Here is a 16,872-nt window from a genome sequence, read left to right on the forward strand (position 1 = left end):
AGGGTCGACCACAGATAGGAATGACGGCCCTCGACGGGAAGTCGAGCACGCCGGGCGGAGCCGCCTCGTCTCAAAACCCGCCTCACGACGCTCTCCTGCAACCCGTCGTCGCAGACGAAAAAATCTGCTCGCACTGGCCGGCCCGATTTCGCGGTTCTGCAATGTTTCCTTCACCCCAGCCTCAGCCACCTCCGCGTGCATTAACTTTTTGCCGCAAATTGGCATTGCTCTTAATTGAACTCTTATGCTTACCATTAACCCTTCGTTAGGGATTTTCCTGACGGTCGGTCAGGCGGATCCCTAGAGCGTTGAGTATGGGGGATTACGAAAATGGCAGCGACCATCACGGTCTACGACGACAATAATCAGGTTGTCGGCGAGACCTACACCAGCCTCGAAGCGGCGGTGAAAGTGTGCAGCGACGGCTATCGCATCGAGCTCGGAGAAGGCACGGTGTCGACCGAGGACAGCGGTGACACGAACGGCCAGCTCACAATCGACGTCGACATCACTATTACGGGGGCTGGTGCCGGGAAGACGTTTATCGTGCCCAGGGCAGATACGGGGTCGAACGGCGACGGACGCGCGATGATCCTCGTCAAAGAGGGTACCTCGGTCGACATCAGCGACGTCACCGTCGATGGCGAAAAGCACCAAGTCTACGAGGCGATCCGCACACACGGCGATCTCGACGTCACCGACAGCGCCTTCGAGGAGATCCATTATTCGACTTACCTCGGCACCGCCGTTGCGGCGCGGGGTGCGGATGCCGTCCTCGATGTCAGCGATTCCACCTTCACCAATATCGGCCGCATCGGCGCCTATTACGGCGAGGAGGCGACTGGCACCTTTGATAGCAATACCTATACCGGCAAGGGCGACGTCGACGGTCTCGATTACGGCGTTGAAGTGGAAAGTGGCGCCGTTGCTTCTATCACGGACAACAGTTTTGCGAAGGTTACCGGGGTGGCCTCGACTGATCAATCCGGATCGGCAGCCATTCTTATCACAACCTATTTCGGTGATGGTTCTGAAGCGACAATTACCGGCAATAGCTTTGAAGGTTTCAGCCTCGGGGTCGCCGTCGGTTACCTCGACGACGATACGAGCAAAGTGACATTCGGTAACGGCAATACCTTCACCGCTGTGGGGGAAGCTGGTGTTAAGATCGTCGGCAACGGCGAGATTCAGAACATCTCGGCAATCAGTGGCGATGGCGCGACGGTCGATTGGGCCGCGGGTGAAGACGCCAACGTCCTCTCAGGCTCCAGCCTTTCTGATACGCTTTCCGGCGGCGCGGGCGACGACAACCTTACAGGCGGCTCTGGCGACGACGTGGCCCTCTTCGGTGGCAACCGCGACGATTATACGATCACCCAGAACAAGGATGGCAGCTACACGGTCACCGATACAAACGATGGTGATGGCAACGACGGGGCCGACAAGCTTACGGGCATCGAGGGACTCCAGTTTGGCAATGACAAGATTACCTACGAGCTAGACGCCAATAGCCCCAATTATGCCCACAGCAAAACTGTCTTTCAGGAAGATTTTCAAGACAGCAAAGCAACAGATTCGTTTCTCGTGAATGGCGACACTTCTACAGGTGTTATTTCTGTTGCTTACAGCGACGGTGATTCCTATGGGCTTTTCTCAGAGGCGCCGGATGGCTCCACCGCATTCACCAAGCTCGGCGGCTACAGCAGCGACTTCGGAGACGGCTACTCGGTCTCCGCTAAAATCTATCTCGACACTGAATGGGCTGACGGCGAGGGGTTTGACGTGTCCGTCGCGGCCAATGGCAAGGACGGTGCACACCAGCGCGATTTCATTTTCCACGTCACGCAGGATGAGGACACGGGTAAGCTCCTCGTCGGCGCGGACAACAACTCGAGCTCCGAACCGAAAGACAACCTTGAGCTGCACAACCACGCCACGATCGCCACGTCAGGCTGGTACACATTCGACTGGAACTTCTACGAGAACGACGCCGGTAACCTCGAAGTCGCGATGAACGTCTACGATGACGACGGCGATTTCGTCTTCTCCGAAGTTCGAAGCTCAGATCAGGATTCGATCGACACAGAGGTGGGCGGCAATCGCTATTTCTGGTTCACCGATATTTCTGTCAACGGTGGAATCCAAGTCGATGATGTCACAATGACTGTGCCGACGACTGGGGGAGGCACTGGCGGCGGCGGTGGCGATGATGGCGACATCGGTGGCGGCAGCACGGGCGGCGAGGAGGACGACACGCTCGAAGGCACCGACAATGCCGACACCATGTCGGGCGGCGGCGGCAACGATGAGATCGAAGGCGGTGGCGGCAACGACACGCTGTTCTCCGGCGAAGGCAACGACACGGTCGATGGCGGCGACGGCGACGATATGGTCTTCGGCGGCGTGGGTGACGACGTCGTCACCGGCGGGGCCGGCAACGATCAGGCCTATGGTGGCACCGGCAACGACGATATCGACGGCGGCGACGGCGACGATTTCCTCGGCGGCGGCGAAGGCAACGACACAATCGTCGGCGGGAGCGGCAACGACCTCCTCTTCGGCGGCCGGCCTGGCCTCGGCGCCGATGCCAATGATGCCTTCTATGCCGGCGACGGAGACGATCAGGGCTTTGCCGGCGACGGCAACGACCTCGCGACCGGCGGCGACGGGACCGACGAAATCGGCGGCGGCTCCGGCAACGACACGGTCGGCGGCGGCAACGGCAACGACCTCCTCTACGGGGGCGCCGGCGACGACGTGCTCTATGGCGGGGCCGATGCCGACACGATCTATGGCGGCAGCGGCAACGACCAGATCTATTTCGGCGACAATGACGGCGCGGCGGACATCTATGCCTCCGTCGCCGACAACGGCACCGATGTGGTCTTCGGCTTCGAGAACGGCACCGACCATCTCGACGTTCGCGCGAACGGCTTCACCTCGTTTGCCGATCTGACGATCGGCGAGGATGGCGAAGGCAACGCCACGATCGACCTCGGCGACGGCAATATCCTGACGCTCAACGGCGTCGCAGCCTCCGAGCTCGACGCCTCCGACTTCCTCTTCTGAGGATTTGCGACAACGCCGGGGCGGCCGCGTGCCGCCCCAATCCCCCGGCCGGTCGCCCCAAAGCGGCCGGCCTTTTTATGTGCATCTGCGGGTTTCGCCAGCGATCAGAAGACGAAGTTCTCTTCGCTCAGCATGGCACGCGTCACATCCTCAAGCGTCAGGCTCGCATCGGGCGCCAGTGTGATCACGAGCCCCGCCGCCGTATCGGCGAAAGTGAGCTCGGAGAAACTCCCGGCATAGACGGAAACGTCGAGGACATCGGTGCCGATCTCAAATCCATCGACGAGGTCGTGACCGTTGCCGGAGACGGCGGCATAGACATCGCGGTCGCCATCGACCCCGAAGATGAAGACATCGTCGCCGCCGGAGCCATAAACGAGGTCGCGCCCAGCGCCGGCCGTCACGGTGTCGTTGCCCCCACCGCCGAAGAGCGTGTCGTCGCCCGCGCCGCCGTCAAGGACGTCGTTGCCGCCGCCAGCGCCGATCTCGTCGTTGCCGGTCTGGCCATAAAGGCTGTCGTTGCCGCCCCCGCCCCAGATCACGTCGTCGCCGTCGCCACCGTCGATGCGGTCGCTGCCCGGCACGGCGCCACCGAAGATCGTGTCATTGCCGGCATTGCCGTTGACAATGTCGCTGCCGATGCCGGAGCCGATGAAATCGTTGCCGGCGCCACCATCGACGCGGTCATCGCCATCGCCGGAGAAAAGCTTGTCGTCGCCGTCGCCGCCATAAAGCGTGTCATTGCCGGCGCCGCGCCCGCCGAAGACGAGATCGTCGCCGGAGAAGCCGGAGAGAATGTCCGATCCTCCGCCGCCAAAAAGCACGTTGTCGAGAGCGTTGCCGTTGATGACCTCATCGCCCGCACCGCCGGCGGCATTCTCGATCTCGGCGCCATAGGCGACCGCGAGATTGTTGCTCATGCCGCCAATCGAAGACCAGGCGCCCTCGCGCAGATCGATGACGGCGTTGTCGGCAAAGCCCGAGACATTCAACGTATCGATGCCGCCGCCGTCCCAGATCGTCACGATCGGCTCGGGATTGAGGGTGAAGTCGAAGACGGCGTCATAGGAACCGAGGCCCGAGGCGCCGAAGCCATAGGTCGTGTCTCCGGCGCGTGTGGAATAGTCCGCGTCGTAGAGGTCCTGGATGGCAAGAATGTCGTAGAGCATCGGCGTCTGGGCGTAATGCATGAGCCCATCGGCGCCGACATGGTTGGTGCCGCTGCCGTCCTCGTCGGCATCGAAATAGGACATGATGGTGAAGCGGCGCGTGTCTTCAGCGAATTCGGCGCCATCGGCATAGGTGACCGCCCCGAGGGACGCGTCATAGGTGCCGGGATGGCTCAATCCCAGCGAATGGCCGATCTCGTGGAGATAGGTAAGGAAGCCGTATTTGCCGTAGGCGATGTCACTGTCGTCGTTGAGACTGCCCCAATAGCTGTTCAGCCAGACATCGGCGCTGATAAAGGAATCGTGGCCGGAGCCGAGACCGTCATAGCGGAAGCTATATGACGTGTAGGTGCCGTTGCCGGCGGTGGTCGAACTCTCGGCGATGGAGATGCCGCCGCCCGCTGCCTTCCTCACGATATCAGGAGCGATGAGATCGTCCCAGAGCGCGAAAGCTTCGTCGGCCATCGCCGCCTTGTAAGCGGAGAGCGGCTGGAAACCCGCAGCTTCGCCGCTTCCCGATGCGGAAGAAAGGATGCTGTAGGTGATGGTGTGACCGGCCCAGGATATCGGGCTCGGTGAGGCTTCGTGCGTCCACGAGGTCTGAAGCTGGTCGATAATGGTGGCGGTGCTGGGCGCTGAAGCGACGCCGCCGCCCGTCGCGGTGGCGGTCGATTCCGCCGTCGCGGCGAAACCCATCTCGTCGCTTGAAAAGAACATCGCGGCTCCCTCGCCAGTTGCGGGGGTTGCCTAACGACCGGGGCTTGAGTGGAGCTTGAGCAGAAATTTTGCATTTGAACGACTAAAAAGTGCAACGCAAAATCAGTGCGTTCAATCGGGATCAACGCGTTTGGATGCGCGCCCCACCGGCCGGCAATCTGAAGCTTTCAGGAGCTAACTCGGGAGCAAAATTTACAGAAATTCGAAGAAGTTGCCACTCTACGACTTCAAGCCCATTGCGAAAGCCTTCCGTCTCGGCAAGCATTGGTAGGGAGCGGTTAACGCTTCGAGCCAGAACAAGGCACAGGAGGGGAATATGAGGACCAGAAGCAAAGTCATCGCGGCTTTGAGTATCGTCTTGATGACCGGCAGCAGCATGGCCGCAGCCGAACAGGTCACTGTCACATCGTGGGGCGGCGCCTATCAGGACGCTCAACGTGAAGTGTATTTCAAACCCTTCGAAGAGCAGACCGGCATCGACCTCGTCGAAGAGAGCTGGGATGGCGGCATCGGCGTGCTCCGCGCGCAGGTTGAAGGCGGCAACGCCACCTGGGACGTCGTGCAGGTGGAATCGGAAGAGCTGCAGCTCGGCTGCGATGAAGGCCTCTTCGAAGAACTCGACTGGGACAAGATCGGCGGCAAGGACCGCTACATCGAGGCCGCCGTCAGCCCCTGTGGCGTCGGCGCGATCGTCTACAATTTCGTCCTCGGCTACGACAAGGACAAGATCTCGGATGCACCCGCCGGCTGGGAAGATTTCTTCGACCTCGACAAATATCCGGGCAAGCGCGCGCTGCGCAACGGACCGAAGACCAATCTCGAGATCGCGCTGATGGCGGACGGCGTGCCGCCCTCAGAAGTCTATGACGTGCTTGCGACAGACGAGGGCGTGGAGCGCGCCTTCAAGAAGCTCGACACAATCAAATCGGATCTCGTCTTCTGGGAGGCGGGCGCGCAGCCGCCGCAGCTTCTCGCCTCCGGCGAAGTCGCCCTCACCTCGATCTACAACGGCCGCGTCGACGCTGCCAACAAGGCCGACGGGCGCAATTTCGGCATCGTCTGGAACGAGAGCCTCTATACGCTCGATTCCTGGGTCATCCTCGCCGGCTCCAAGAACCTCGACGCCGCCTACAAATATCTCGACTTCGTCGGAGAGGCGGAAAACCAGGCCAAGCTGCCGATGAAGATCGCATACGGCGTCACCAATCCCGATGCGAGCGCCATGATCGAGCCGGAGCGCCTCAAGGAGCTGCCGACGGCGGAGGAGAACATGAAGAATGCGCTCAAGATCTCCGACACGTTCTGGCTCGACAATATCGATCGGTTGACGGAGCGCTGGAGCCGCTGGGCGTCGACCAATTAGTAGCGGTCCAATGGCCGAGAAAATGCTCGTGGGGCCGCGTCAAACGCGGTCCCTGAAGAGGGATCTGGCGCGCGCCGAGCGCAAGCGCAAGCGCAACGCCTTCCTGCTCGTCCTGCCTCTCATCGTCTTCGTCGTCATCTTCTTCGTCGCGCCGATCGCCGGCATGCTGGAGCGGAGCGTCGTCGACACGGACCTCATGGAGACCTGGCCAAAGACGGCCGAGGCCGTGCGGGCCTATGACTGGGAGAAAGGCGCCGTGCCTGACGAGACGGTCTTTTCGGCTCTCGCGCAGGATCTCAGCCGCTCCTACGAGGACCGCACCGCCGCAGCGGTTGCCCGGCGTCTCAATTACGATATTTCGGGCGGGCGTTCGCTCGTCATGGGAACGGCGAGAAAGATCGCGCGCCTCGATCAACCGCCCACCTCCTGGCGCGACACGCTCATTGAGATTGAGCCGGATTGGGGCCGCGCCGAAACCTGGGCGGCGGTCAGGCGCGCGGCGGGCCCCCTCACAGATTTCTTCCTTCTGCAGACGATCGACCACCAGCGCGATATCGACGGTTCGATCGTGCCGGTGCCGACTGAGCGCGCCGTCTATCTGCAGATCTATACGCGCACCTTCGCCATCGCGCTCACCGTCACGCTTCTCTGCCTCATGATCGGCTTTCCGATCGCCTACCTCCTGGCCGGGCTGCGGGAGAACACCGCCAACCTTTTGATGATCCTGGTGCTTCTGCCTTTCTGGACGCCGCTTCTCGTGCGCACCGCGGCATGGGTCGTGGTTCTGCAAGAGCATGGTCTCGTCAACCAGATGCTGCAATTCCTGCATCTCACGGATGGGCCGATCCGCCTCGTCTACAACCGCTCCGGCGTCATCATCTCCATGACGCATGTGCTTCTGCCGTTCATGATCCTGCCGCTCTACGCCGTGATGCGCACCGTGCCACCATCCTACATGCGCGCGGCCCGCTCGCTCGGCGCGCCGCCCTTCACCGCCTTCCGCCGCGTCTACATTCCGCAGGTGATGCCGGGGATCGCAGCCGGCTCGATCCTCGTCTTCATCATCGCGCTCGGCTATTACATCACACCGGCACTCGTGGGCGGGGCTGCCGACCAGATGATCTCCTACTACATCGCCTTCTACACCACCGACACGGTGAACTGGGGGCTTGCAGCGGCGCTCGGCACCGGCCTCTTCGCCGCGACGCTCATCCTTTACACAATCTACAGCCGCCTCGTCGGTGGCGTTCGGGGGGTGATGTGAGCGGCGCTATCACAGGCACGGAAAAGGCGTGGCGTGTCGTCCTTTACGTGGTGGCGATCGGCGGCTTCTTCTTCCTCGTCGCCCCGATCCTCGCCATCGTGCCCCTTTCCTTCAACGACGGTCAGTTCCTCACCTACCCGCTGCGCGGCGTCTCCCTGCGGTGGTATGAGGATTTCTTCTTCTCCGGCACTTGGATGTCGTCGATCCGCAACAGCCTGATCATCGGCGTCGTCGCGGCCACGATCGCCACCTTTCTCGGCACGCTTGCTGCCACAGGGCTCTGGCTTGCGGATTTCCCGGGCAAGCGCTTCATCAGCGCCTTCCTGCTCGCTCCGATGATCGTGCCGATGGTGATCTATGCGGTCGGGCTCTACTTCTATTTTGCGCCCTTCGATCTGACGGCGACCTTCACCGGCCTCATCCTGGCCCATGCCGTTCTCGGCACGCCTTTCGTCGTCATCACGGTCACCGCCACGCTTTCCGGCTTCGACCGTACGCTCATCCGTGCCGGCCTCAGCCTTGGGGCTTCGCCAATCCGCGTGGCACGAAGCGTCGTCTTTCCGCTGATTGCGCCCGGCGTCATCTTCGGCGGGCTTTTTGCCTTCTCCGTATCGCTCGAAGAGGTCATCACTGTGCTCTTCATCGGCGGGCCCAACCAGCGCACCCTGCCGCGCGAGATGTTCTCCGGCATCCGCGAAAATATCTCGCCCACGATCGCGGCGGCCGCCACGATCATGATCGTGCTCGCCGTGCTTCTTCTCCTCAGCGCGGAGTTTTTGCGCCGGCGCTCCTCGCGGCTCCAGGCGAAAGGCTGACGTTTGAGGAGCAAGAACGAGGCGGCGCCCGAGCAATCAGATCGCTCGGGCAATGCCCCTCACATGCCGAAAGGCATGCGCAGCTCGATGAGGGCCGCCCGACCGCTGTCGCGTGCACGCCGCAATGACACGGGCAGGTCTGATAAGTTCGAGGGACGTTCGAAGACGAGACCGTAAGCCTTTGCGACAGAGTCAAAATCGGGCGGAGTCGGCTTCACGCCTTCCGGCACAATGCCACGCTCGACCATGAACGTCTCGATCTCGCGGAAGCCGAAATTGTTCCAGACGACGAAGATCACAGGCGTTCCGGCATCGATGGCGGAGCCGAGCTCGGCGAGCGAGAATTGCAGGCCACCGTCGCCCAGAAGCGCCACGACCGGCCGCTCAGGATCTGCGATCGCTGCGCCGATCGCAGCCGGCACGCCATAGCCGAGAGCGCCGAAGCCGGTTGCGGAATTGAACCAGCCTCCGGGCGTATCGATGTCGCAATAGAGATTGCCGGCATAGACGGGCTGCGTGCTGTCGCCGACGAAAAGAGCGCCTGGCAGGGTCTCGCGGATCGTATCGAGGATCGCGACCTCTCCGCGATAGGCTTCTCCGATCTCTTCGAAGGCTGCCGCTCGGAGCCTGCACGCGATGTCACGACCGCTTCGCTCGCCGCTGATCTTTGCCTCGGCGAGAGCACTGCAAAGCTCGACCACGGTGGCGCGTGCATCTGCGAGAATCACCATATCTGCACGGGGCCCGCGAGCGAGCTGACCAGCGTCAATATCGACACGCACGAGACCTTTAAGCTCGGGAAAGCCGCCGTCCTCATAGACATCGAAATCCGTCGGGCCCATCTCGCTGCCGAGCGCCAGGACCGCATCGCATTCGGCCAGGAAGGTGCGCACGGCTTTGAGGCTCGGGCTTGCCGGCACGCGCAAGGGGTGGCCGGAGAGAAGACCGCGGGCATTCGCCGTCGTCACCACCGGCGCGTCGAGCCGTTCCGCCAGCGCCGTCACCTCTTGAGTGGCACGTTTTGTGCCGCCACCAGCGATGATCGCGGGCCGCCGCGCGGCGGACAAGAGCCGGGCGGCGGCTTCAAGATCGGTCGCTCCGGGATGCGGATGCGACGGCAGGGCCGGCAGGCGGGCGGGATGCGTGGCCACCCGCTCCTGCATGACATCGACCGGGATCTCGATATGGACCGGCCCGGGCCTGCCCGAATGCAGGATTGCAAAGGCCCTCGCCATCACGTCGGGAAGATCGGAGGCCGACAAAAGCGTGTGGGACAAGAGCGCGAAGCTTGCCATCATCGCGCGCTGGTCCGGCAATTCATGCAACGCGCCGCGGCCATGACCAAGCGACGCCCGGCGGCCGACGCCGGAAATCACCAGCATCGGGATGGAATCCGCTCGGGCCTGCGCCATCGCCGTGATGGTATTGGTGAGGCCCGGCCCGGTGATGACGAGGCAGACGCCGGGCTTGCCACTGACCCTCGCATAGCCGTCCGCCATGAAGCCTGCGCCCTGCTCGTGGCGGGGCGTGACGTGTCGGATCTTCGAGCCTGCAAGACCGCGGTAGAGCTCGGCCGTATGGACGCCGGGAATGCCGAAGACGACGTCAACGTCGTGCTTTTCCAGAAGCGCGATCAGCGCCTCGCCCGTGCTTGCCGCCATGTTTTCTTGCGTCACCTGAGCGTTCATGCCCAGCCGCCTGCCCTTTTCGGCGCCACCGCATTCTCGGCAAAGCGGGCAATGCGGGTACAGGCCTCTTCCATTCGCTCATCGGGCACCGTCAGGCTCACGCGCACGAAGCCCCGCGCTTCCTCGCCAAAAGAGGCTCCGGGCATGACGGCCACGCCTTCGCTCTCCAGGAGACCCCAGGCGAAATCCTCGCCGCTCAGGCCGCTGTCGCGCACGTCGAGGAGAATGAACATGCCGCCCTCCGGCATGATCGGACGCGCACCGGTCGTATTCCCGAGGAAGGTCGTCACGAATTGCGCCCGGCGGTGATACGCCTCGCGCATCCGTGCTGCCGCGGGCGACGGGCGTGACAAGGCATAGGCCGTCATATCGGCGATAAAGGGCTGGCCGCCGAAGAGCATCGTTTCGGAAACCGGCAGAAGGCGAGAGCAGAATTCCTTAGGGCCGATGGCCCAGCCGCTGCGAAAGCCCGGCGCGGCATGCGATTTGGAAATCGAGGAAAGAGCAATGGTGCGCTCTGCCAGTTCGGGGATGTCGAAGGGCGAAGCGAATGCGCCTTCAAAAACGAGTTCCTCGTAGACTTCGTCAGAGACGATCCAGAGATCGTGGCGGCGGCAGACCTCGCCGATCGCCTCAAGCTCGTCACGGCTCAGGACGGCGCCCGTCGGATTGTGCGGCGAGTTGAGAAGAAGAACCCGACAGCGCGGCGTGATCGCCTTTTCGAGATCCGCCGGGTCAAGGTGAAAGCGGTTGCGCGCATAAAGCGGCACGGAGCGCAGTTCGGCTCCGTTTGCCCGGATAACCCCTTCATAGGTCGCGTAGAGCGGATCGGCGACGAGCACTTCATCGCCCGTTTCGACGAGCCCCGTCATAACCGCGAAGAGCGCCGTCTGCGTGCCCGGAAAACACAATACGTTTTCCGGCGTGACCGTACGCCCGGACCGGCTTGTGTATTTCTCGGCCAGGATGTCGAGAAGCGCCGGATCGCCGCGCCCAGCCGAATAGCGTGTGCGGCCGGCATGCATGGCGCGGCTGCATTCGTCCAAGAGCTCCTTCTCCGGCGGGATGTCAGGCTCGCCGATCGTCAACTCCAGAACCTCCGCGCCTTCTGCCGCCATGGCTCGAGCGCGGAAGTGGACGGCCCATTTGCCCGAGCCGAGATCGGCGAGCCGCTCCGTGATGGAGGCGTAGCGCATGTCGTTTCTACCTTCTTGTTTGGCGTTATGGCTGGCTTGCTGGAGTCATGACTGAGCGAGACTGAGGCCGAGGAGCGCCTCGACGGCTTCGATACCGGCAGCGACCAATTCGTCTTCGGCGAACATGTCTTCCGCCAGGCAGCGCTCGACCCAAAGCCCATCGATGACGGCATTGATCTGGATCGCGAGGCGCACGCGCTCCGCAGCCTCCGCTTCGCGCCCGATTTCGGCGAACAAGGAGGCGATGAGATCCTCCAACTCACGGCGAAACTGCAAGTAACCAGCCCGGTGAATTGCCGCCATGGCGGGATCGACATGGATGAGGCTGATGAACGTCGCCCAAAGCGACAGGGCGCGCGGGTCGGCGACCGGCGGCGTCAAATTGGCGGCAATGAAGTGGCGCAGCCGGCTTTTCGCGCTGCCCTCGGTGGTGGCGATCGCCGCTTTCGCGGCTTCCGTCATGCCCTCCATGACGGATTGATAGGCCGCTTCGATCAGCTGGGTCTTGCCGGAGAAATAATGCCGGATGAGGCCATTGGTGACGCCGGCGCGGGCGGCGACCTCGCGCACGGTGATCCCTTTGAGGCCCTTTTCGGCGATGAGATCGAGCGTCGCCTGGATCAAGGCGTGGCGCCGCTCGTCCTGTGTCCCGCGCCTGAAGCTTCGCCGGGTCACGGGGCCCGACCGTTTGCCGGAAGGCCCCGAGACCTCGCCACCGGCGGGCACGTTATCACCGTCGCGAGCCGTCCCATCCTGGGTGAAGAGCGCAGTTTTGTCCGTCCAGTACATGTCGATTTCGGCGAATCCGCCGCCACCCGCTTGGCCATGAGCGCATTTATGCACTTGCATAACTATCGTGCAAGTGTATCAATTCGGCCCTCGGCTTCGGTCGGGACACACTCCGATCTCTCACGAAAGGAATGGACCAATCACTGGCTTCTCGAACGCGCTCATACGAGCCTCGCGGCGGTTTCGGCGTTTGACGCCGCCCCGGTTTGAAGATCTGATCCCCGCTTCGAATGCGGCTTTGGGGACAGGCCAGTGATCCAGGAAGACGTGCCAGCGTCGGGCACAACTGCGGCGCCGTCCGCGGAGCGCGCTGAAGTCGTTCGCGTCGAGAACCTGCACAAATCCTTCGGCAGTCTCGAAGTTCTGAAGGGGATTTCTTTCACGGCCCAGGAAGGCGACGTGATCGCCATCATCGGCGGGTCGGGATCGGGGAAATCGACGCTTCTTCGCTGCATCAACATGCTGGAGCACCCGACCGCAGGCAGCGTCAGCGTGCACGGCGAAACCATCGCCATGAAGAGCGATGGCGACGGCGGCCTCGTACCTGCCGACCGGCGCCAGGTGCAGCGCATCCGCACGCGTCTCGCCATGGTCTTCCAGAGCTTCAATCTCTGGCAGCACATGACGCTTCTCGGCAACGTCATCGAAGTGCCCGTCCATGTTCTCGGCGTACCCAAGGGCGAAGCCGTGGAGCGGGCGCGCGCCCTCCTCGACCGCGTCGGTCTGAGCGACAAGGAAGACGTCTATCCGGCTTTCCTGTCCGGCGGGCAGCAGCAGCGTGCCGCGATCGCACGCGCGCTCGCCATTCAGCCGGAGGTGATGCTTTTCGATGAACCCACCTCAGCGCTCGATCCAGAGCTTGTCGGCGAAGTCCTCTCCGTCATTCGCGACCTCGCGCATGAGCGCCGGACGATGGTTCTCGTCACCCACGAGATGAGCTTCGCCCGTGAGGTGGCCAGTCATATCATCTTTCTTGCGGACGGAGAGATCGAAGAAGAAGGCCAGCCGGAAGCCATCTTCGACAATCCAAAATCTGAGCGTCTGCAAAAGTTCATCGGATCAATTCAATAGCGGCGATGTGCCGGAGCCTCACGCCGGCCGTCACCGCACCAAGCAAGAAGGGAACTCCTCATGCACCGTATTCTCACACGCCTCGCCGCAGCGGCGGCCGTCGTCGTCCTTGGAGCGGGCGCTGCCAGCGCCGAGACCAAGGTCGGCATCGCCGCCGAACCCTATCCGCCATTCACGGTCCCGGATGCCGCCGGCAATTGGTCCGGATGGGAGATCGAAATCATGGATGCGCTGTGCGAAGAGGCAAAACTCGATTGCACCATCGTGCCGACAGCGTGGGACGGCATCATTCCGGCCCTCACTTCGGGCAAAATCGACATGATCATCGGCTCCATGTCGATCACCGAAGAGCGTCTCAAGGTGATCGATTTCAGCGACAAATACTACAACACGCCGACGGCCATCATCGGCCTCAAGGAGGTGGAGATCGAGCCCACCAATGAGAGCCTTTCGGGCAAGCTTCTCGGCGTGCAGCGCTCGACCATCCACGAAAACTACGTCCGCAAGCATTTTCCCGACGCCGAGGTGAAAACCTATCAGACGCAGGACGAGGCCAACCAAGATCTTGTGGCCGGCCGCCTCGATGCCGTCCAGGCGGATTCCCTCGCGCTCGCAACCTTCCTGGAATCCGATTCCGGCAAGGCGTGCTGCGACATGAAGGGCGAGGTCGAGCCCGACGAGGAGATTCTTGGACCGGGCGTTGGCGTGGGCATTCGCCAAGGCGACACCGAGCTCAAGGAGAAGCTCAACAAGGCGATTGCCGCGATCCGCGAGAACGGCACCTACGAGAAGATCTCCGAGAAATATTTCGACTTCGACATCTACGGAAAGTGAGCGGCTCGCTCGCAGCTTGGGGAGTGGGCAACCGCCCCTCCCCTTTTCCGCCCGGTTTCTGTCCCCGCAGGTCGCACCCCGCCTGAAAAGGCATGCCGCTTGCTAGAAGCCAGGTGCGGTCACGCGGCCGTGCCAGCACCGATGCGCCACTTCCAACCGTAATGTAATGGGTCCTTTAGAACTTCTTGCCTTTTCTCCGCCCGGCTGGGGCGGAGTCCTCTTGCGCGCTCTCCTGACCTCGCTCGAAGTCGCCGCCGGCGGCTATCTGGTGGGGCTCCTGATCGGCGTCGGTGGCGCTTTCGGAAAGCTCTACGGCGGACCGATCCTGCGCGATCTCCTCGAAGCCTACACGACGATTATCCGCGCCGTTCCCGAACTCGTCCTCATCGTCCTTGTCTATTACGCAGGCACCGATCTCCTGAACCGCCTGATGGCAGCCCTCGGCTACGCTCGCCTCGACATTTCGGGCATGGCGGCCGGCATCGCCGTCATCGGTCTTGTCCAGGGCGCCTACTCGACCGAGGTCCTTCGTGGCGCCATCAAGGCCGTGCCTGCCGGACAGATCGAAACGGCACGCGCCTATGGCATGCCGCCGTTTCTCCTCGTGCGCCGCATCACCCTGCCCGCCATGCTTCCGCACGCCATTCCGGGACTTGCCAATCTCTGGCTGATCGCCACCAAGGACACGGCCCTTCTCGCCGTCGTCGGCTTCACGGAACTGACGCTCGCGACACGCCAGGCCGGCGGTGCAACGCGCGAATACATGCTCTTCTTCTGCGCCGCGGGGCTGCTCTATCTGATGGTGAGCCTCGTCTCCAATGTCGTCATCGCACTCATCGAGCGACGGGCAAGGCGCGGCATGCCGGGTTTCTCCTCATGAGGGAAGACAATGCCGAAGCCGTGCACGCCATGGCCGACATCATCGACCCGCAGAAGGACAAGGCGGCGAAAAGCGAAAACTGGCTGAAGCCGCACCGCATCGTGCTGCTTCTGCTGGCCGCTCTCATGGTCGCCCTCATGGCGTTCAATATGCGCTGGGACTGGCTGCCGCTTTATTGGACGGAAATGCTGGGCGGATTGTGGGTCACGCTCGCCCTTCTCGTCAGCAGCAGCATCCTCGGCTTTGCGATGGCGGTGCCTCTCGGTCTCGCACAAGTCTCTGGCCCCGCTCCTTTGGCGTGGGCCGCCCGCGGCTTCTGCACCATGATCCGCGGCACGCCTCTGCTCCTGCAGCTCTGGCTTCTCTATTACGGGCTCGGCTCGTTGTTTCCGCAGATCCCGTGGATCCGCGGTTCCTTCATCTGGCCCTATCTGCGCGAGGCCTGGCCTTATGCGCTCGCCTCGCTCACCATCTCCTTTGCGGGTTATGAGGGAGAGGTGATGCGCGGGGCGCTTGCCGGCGTGCCGAAAGGTGAGCTCGAAGCCGCACGCGCATACGGTATGAGCCGCTTCACCGTGCTGCGCCGTATCTGGCTGCCGCGCGCCATCCAGCGCGCTCTGCCGACCTTGAACGGCGAGATCGTCCTGCAATTGAAGGCGACGCCGCTTGTTGCCACGATCACCGTCATCGACCTTTATGCGGTGATCAGCGACGTGCGCCAGGACACCTACATCATCTACGAGCCACTTCTCTTTCTGGCTTTCATCTATCTCTGCCTGACCGGCCTTCTGGTCGCCGGTTTCCGCTATCTCGAAAATCGCATCCCCACCCGAGGAGTGTGAATGGGTATCGCGCCTGACTTCAGCAACGACCTGCCCGACATCGTCGCCATGCGGCATGAGCTGCACCGTCATCCCGAGCTCGGCCTCGAAGAGGAATGGACGTCCGCCTACGTCGCAGAAAAGCTTAAGGCCCTCGGCTACGAGGTGCATCGCGGGCTTGCGAAGACGGGCGTTGTCGCGACCCTGAAGAATGGCTCGGCAAAACGTGCGGTCGGCCTGCGCGCCGATTTCGACGCCTTGCCGATCCAGGAAAAGACCGGCCTTCCCTACCAGAGCGAAATTCCCAACCGCATGCATGCCTGCGGTCACGACGGCCACACGGCGATGCTTCTCGGCGCGGCGAAGCGGCTTGCTGAGCGAAGGAATTTCGACGGCACCGTGCATCTCATCTTCCAGCCGGCGGAAGAGAATTTCGGCGGAGCCAAGATGATGGTCGACGAAGGGCTCTTCGAGCTTTTCCCCTGCGACGCCGTCTTTGCGCTTCACAACGAGCCGAAGATTCCGTTCGGCCAGTTCGCGCTCAAAGAGGGGCCGATCATGGCGGCGGTCGACGAAGCGCGCATCGTCGTCACCGGCCGCGGAGGCCATGGCGCGCATCCTGAGGACACGGTCGATCCGATCGTTGCCGCCTCCTCCATCGTCATGGCCCTGCAGACGATCGTCGCCCGCAACACGCATCCGATCGACCCCGCCGTCATCACGGTCGGCTCCATCCACGGCGGCTCGGCAAGCAACATCATCCCTGAGAGCGCGGAACTCGTCGTCGGCATCCGCTCCTTCGACGAGGCGACGCGCGACCTCCTGGAAGAGAAGATCCGCCTGATCGCGACACGCCAGGCGGAGAGTTTTGGCGCAAGCGCTGAGATCGACTATCTCAGGAGCTACGACGCCACCATCAACGATCCGGCTGAAACGGACTTCCTCCGCGCCCAGGCGATCCGTTTCGCGGGTGCCGAGAACGTCACCGATCTTGCCCGTCCCTTCATGGGCTCGGAGGACTTCGCCTATATGTTAAAGGCCTGTCCGGGCAGCTATTTCTTTCTCGGGACCGGGCGAGGACCAGACGATCCGCCGCTGCATCACCCGTCCTTCGACTTCAACGACGACATTCTGGCGACCGGCGTCGCTTTCTGGACGGAACTCGCCGAGGCCTTTCTGAGCCGGGCCTGAGTTGC

At 62.6% G+C, this 16,872-nt stretch carries 13 protein-coding genes; 9 read left to right on the forward strand and 4 right to left on the reverse strand.

Features of this window, described 5'->3' with window-relative positions; all coding sequences use genetic code 11:
• The first annotated feature begins 330 nt into the window (after nt 1–330).
• Nucleotides 331–3,069, forward strand: a complete 2,739-nt coding sequence (locus tag BLP76_RS19180) for a calcium-binding protein (protein ID WP_092814205.1) — start codon at nt 331–333, stop codon at nt 3,067–3,069.
• Nucleotides 3,070–3,173: 104 nt separating this feature from the next.
• Here BLP76_RS19180 and BLP76_RS13525 read toward each other — a convergent pair whose 3' ends face one another.
• Nucleotides 3,174–4,955: a M10 family metallopeptidase C-terminal domain-containing protein gene (locus BLP76_RS13525; protein ID WP_092814208.1), complete on the reverse strand. Its 1,782-nt coding sequence runs from the start codon at nt 4,953–4,955 to the stop codon at nt 3,174–3,176.
• Nucleotides 4,956–5,271: 316 nt separating this feature from the next.
• On the opposite strand from BLP76_RS13525, the gene BLP76_RS13530 reads away from it, so the two are divergent.
• The 3 genes from BLP76_RS13530 to BLP76_RS13540 are packed head-to-tail and all read left to right on the forward strand — an operon-like array spanning nt 5,272 to nt 8,397.
• Nucleotides 5,272–6,318: an ABC transporter substrate-binding protein gene (locus BLP76_RS13530; protein ID WP_092814211.1), complete on the forward strand. Its 1,047-nt coding sequence runs from the start codon at nt 5,272–5,274 to the stop codon at nt 6,316–6,318.
• Between the two features lie 10 nt (nt 6,319–6,328).
• Nucleotides 6,329–7,582, forward strand: a complete 1,254-nt coding sequence (locus BLP76_RS13535) for an ABC transporter permease (RefSeq protein WP_200170559.1) — start codon at nt 6,329–6,331, stop codon at nt 7,580–7,582.
• Complete coding sequence (locus BLP76_RS13540) at nt 7,579–8,397, forward strand: ABC transporter permease (RefSeq protein WP_092814214.1); 819 nt, start codon at nt 7,579–7,581, stop codon at nt 8,395–8,397. Before BLP76_RS13535 ends, BLP76_RS13540 begins: the two co-directional genes overlap by 4 nt.
• Before the next feature lie 59 nt (nt 8,398–8,456).
• On the opposite strand, the gene BLP76_RS13545 is transcribed toward BLP76_RS13540, so the two are convergent.
• From BLP76_RS13545 to BLP76_RS13555, 3 genes are read right to left on the reverse strand one after another with little or no spacing between them, the layout of a single operon-like run.
• Nucleotides 8,457–10,085, reverse strand: coding sequence for a 5-guanidino-2-oxopentanoate decarboxylase (locus BLP76_RS13545; RefSeq protein ID WP_244514582.1), 1,629 nt, complete (start codon nt 10,083–10,085; stop codon nt 8,457–8,459).
• Entirely contained in the window at nt 10,082–11,281 is a 1,200-nt protein-coding gene (locus BLP76_RS13550; protein ID WP_092814217.1) for a pyridoxal phosphate-dependent aminotransferase, read from the reverse strand. Before BLP76_RS13550 ends, BLP76_RS13545 begins: the two co-directional genes overlap by 4 nt.
• A 45-nt stretch (nt 11,282–11,326) precedes the next feature.
• A complete protein-coding gene (locus BLP76_RS13555) occupies nt 11,327–11,956 on the reverse strand; it encodes a TetR family transcriptional regulator C-terminal domain-containing protein (protein ID WP_092814385.1) in 630 nt (209 codons plus the stop codon).
• Nucleotides 11,957–12,337: 381 nt separating this feature from the next.
• Here BLP76_RS13555 and BLP76_RS13560 point away from each other — a divergent pair, with 381 nt between their 5' ends.
• The 5 genes from BLP76_RS13560 (at nt 12,338) to BLP76_RS13580 (ending at nt 16,867) form a co-directional block, all read left to right on the forward strand.
• The gene (locus tag BLP76_RS13560; RefSeq protein ID WP_092814388.1) at nt 12,338–13,141 is read left to right on the forward strand and encodes an ABC transporter ATP-binding protein; all 804 of its coding nucleotides are present in this window, start codon (nt 12,338–12,340) and stop codon (nt 13,139–13,141) included.
• Nucleotides 13,142–13,201: 60 nt separating this feature from the next.
• Nucleotides 13,202–13,975, forward strand: a complete 774-nt coding sequence (locus BLP76_RS13565) for a transporter substrate-binding domain-containing protein (protein ID WP_092814220.1) — start codon at nt 13,202–13,204, stop codon at nt 13,973–13,975.
• A 166-nt stretch (nt 13,976–14,141) separates the two neighbouring features.
• The gene (locus BLP76_RS13570; protein ID WP_092814223.1) at nt 14,142–14,855 is read left to right on the forward strand and encodes an ABC transporter permease; all 714 of its coding nucleotides are present in this window, start codon (nt 14,142–14,144) and stop codon (nt 14,853–14,855) included.
• Nucleotides 14,852–15,697 carry an ABC transporter permease gene (locus tag BLP76_RS13575; RefSeq protein ID WP_420867622.1) on the forward strand — a complete coding sequence of 282 codons (846 nt, stop codon included), beginning with the start codon at nt 14,852–14,854 and terminating at the stop codon, nt 15,695–15,697. The genes BLP76_RS13570 and BLP76_RS13575 overlap by 4 nt, the downstream gene beginning before the upstream one ends.
• Complete coding sequence (locus BLP76_RS13580; protein ID WP_092814227.1) at nt 15,698–16,867, forward strand: M20 aminoacylase family protein; 1,170 nt, start codon at nt 15,698–15,700, stop codon at nt 16,865–16,867.
• Nucleotides 16,868–16,872 lie beyond the last annotated feature (5 nt).

The sequence above is a fragment of the Afifella marina DSM 2698 genome (genome assembly GCF_900102695.1).
Taxonomy (GTDB): domain Bacteria; phylum Pseudomonadota; class Alphaproteobacteria; order Rhizobiales; family Afifellaceae; genus Afifella; species Afifella marina.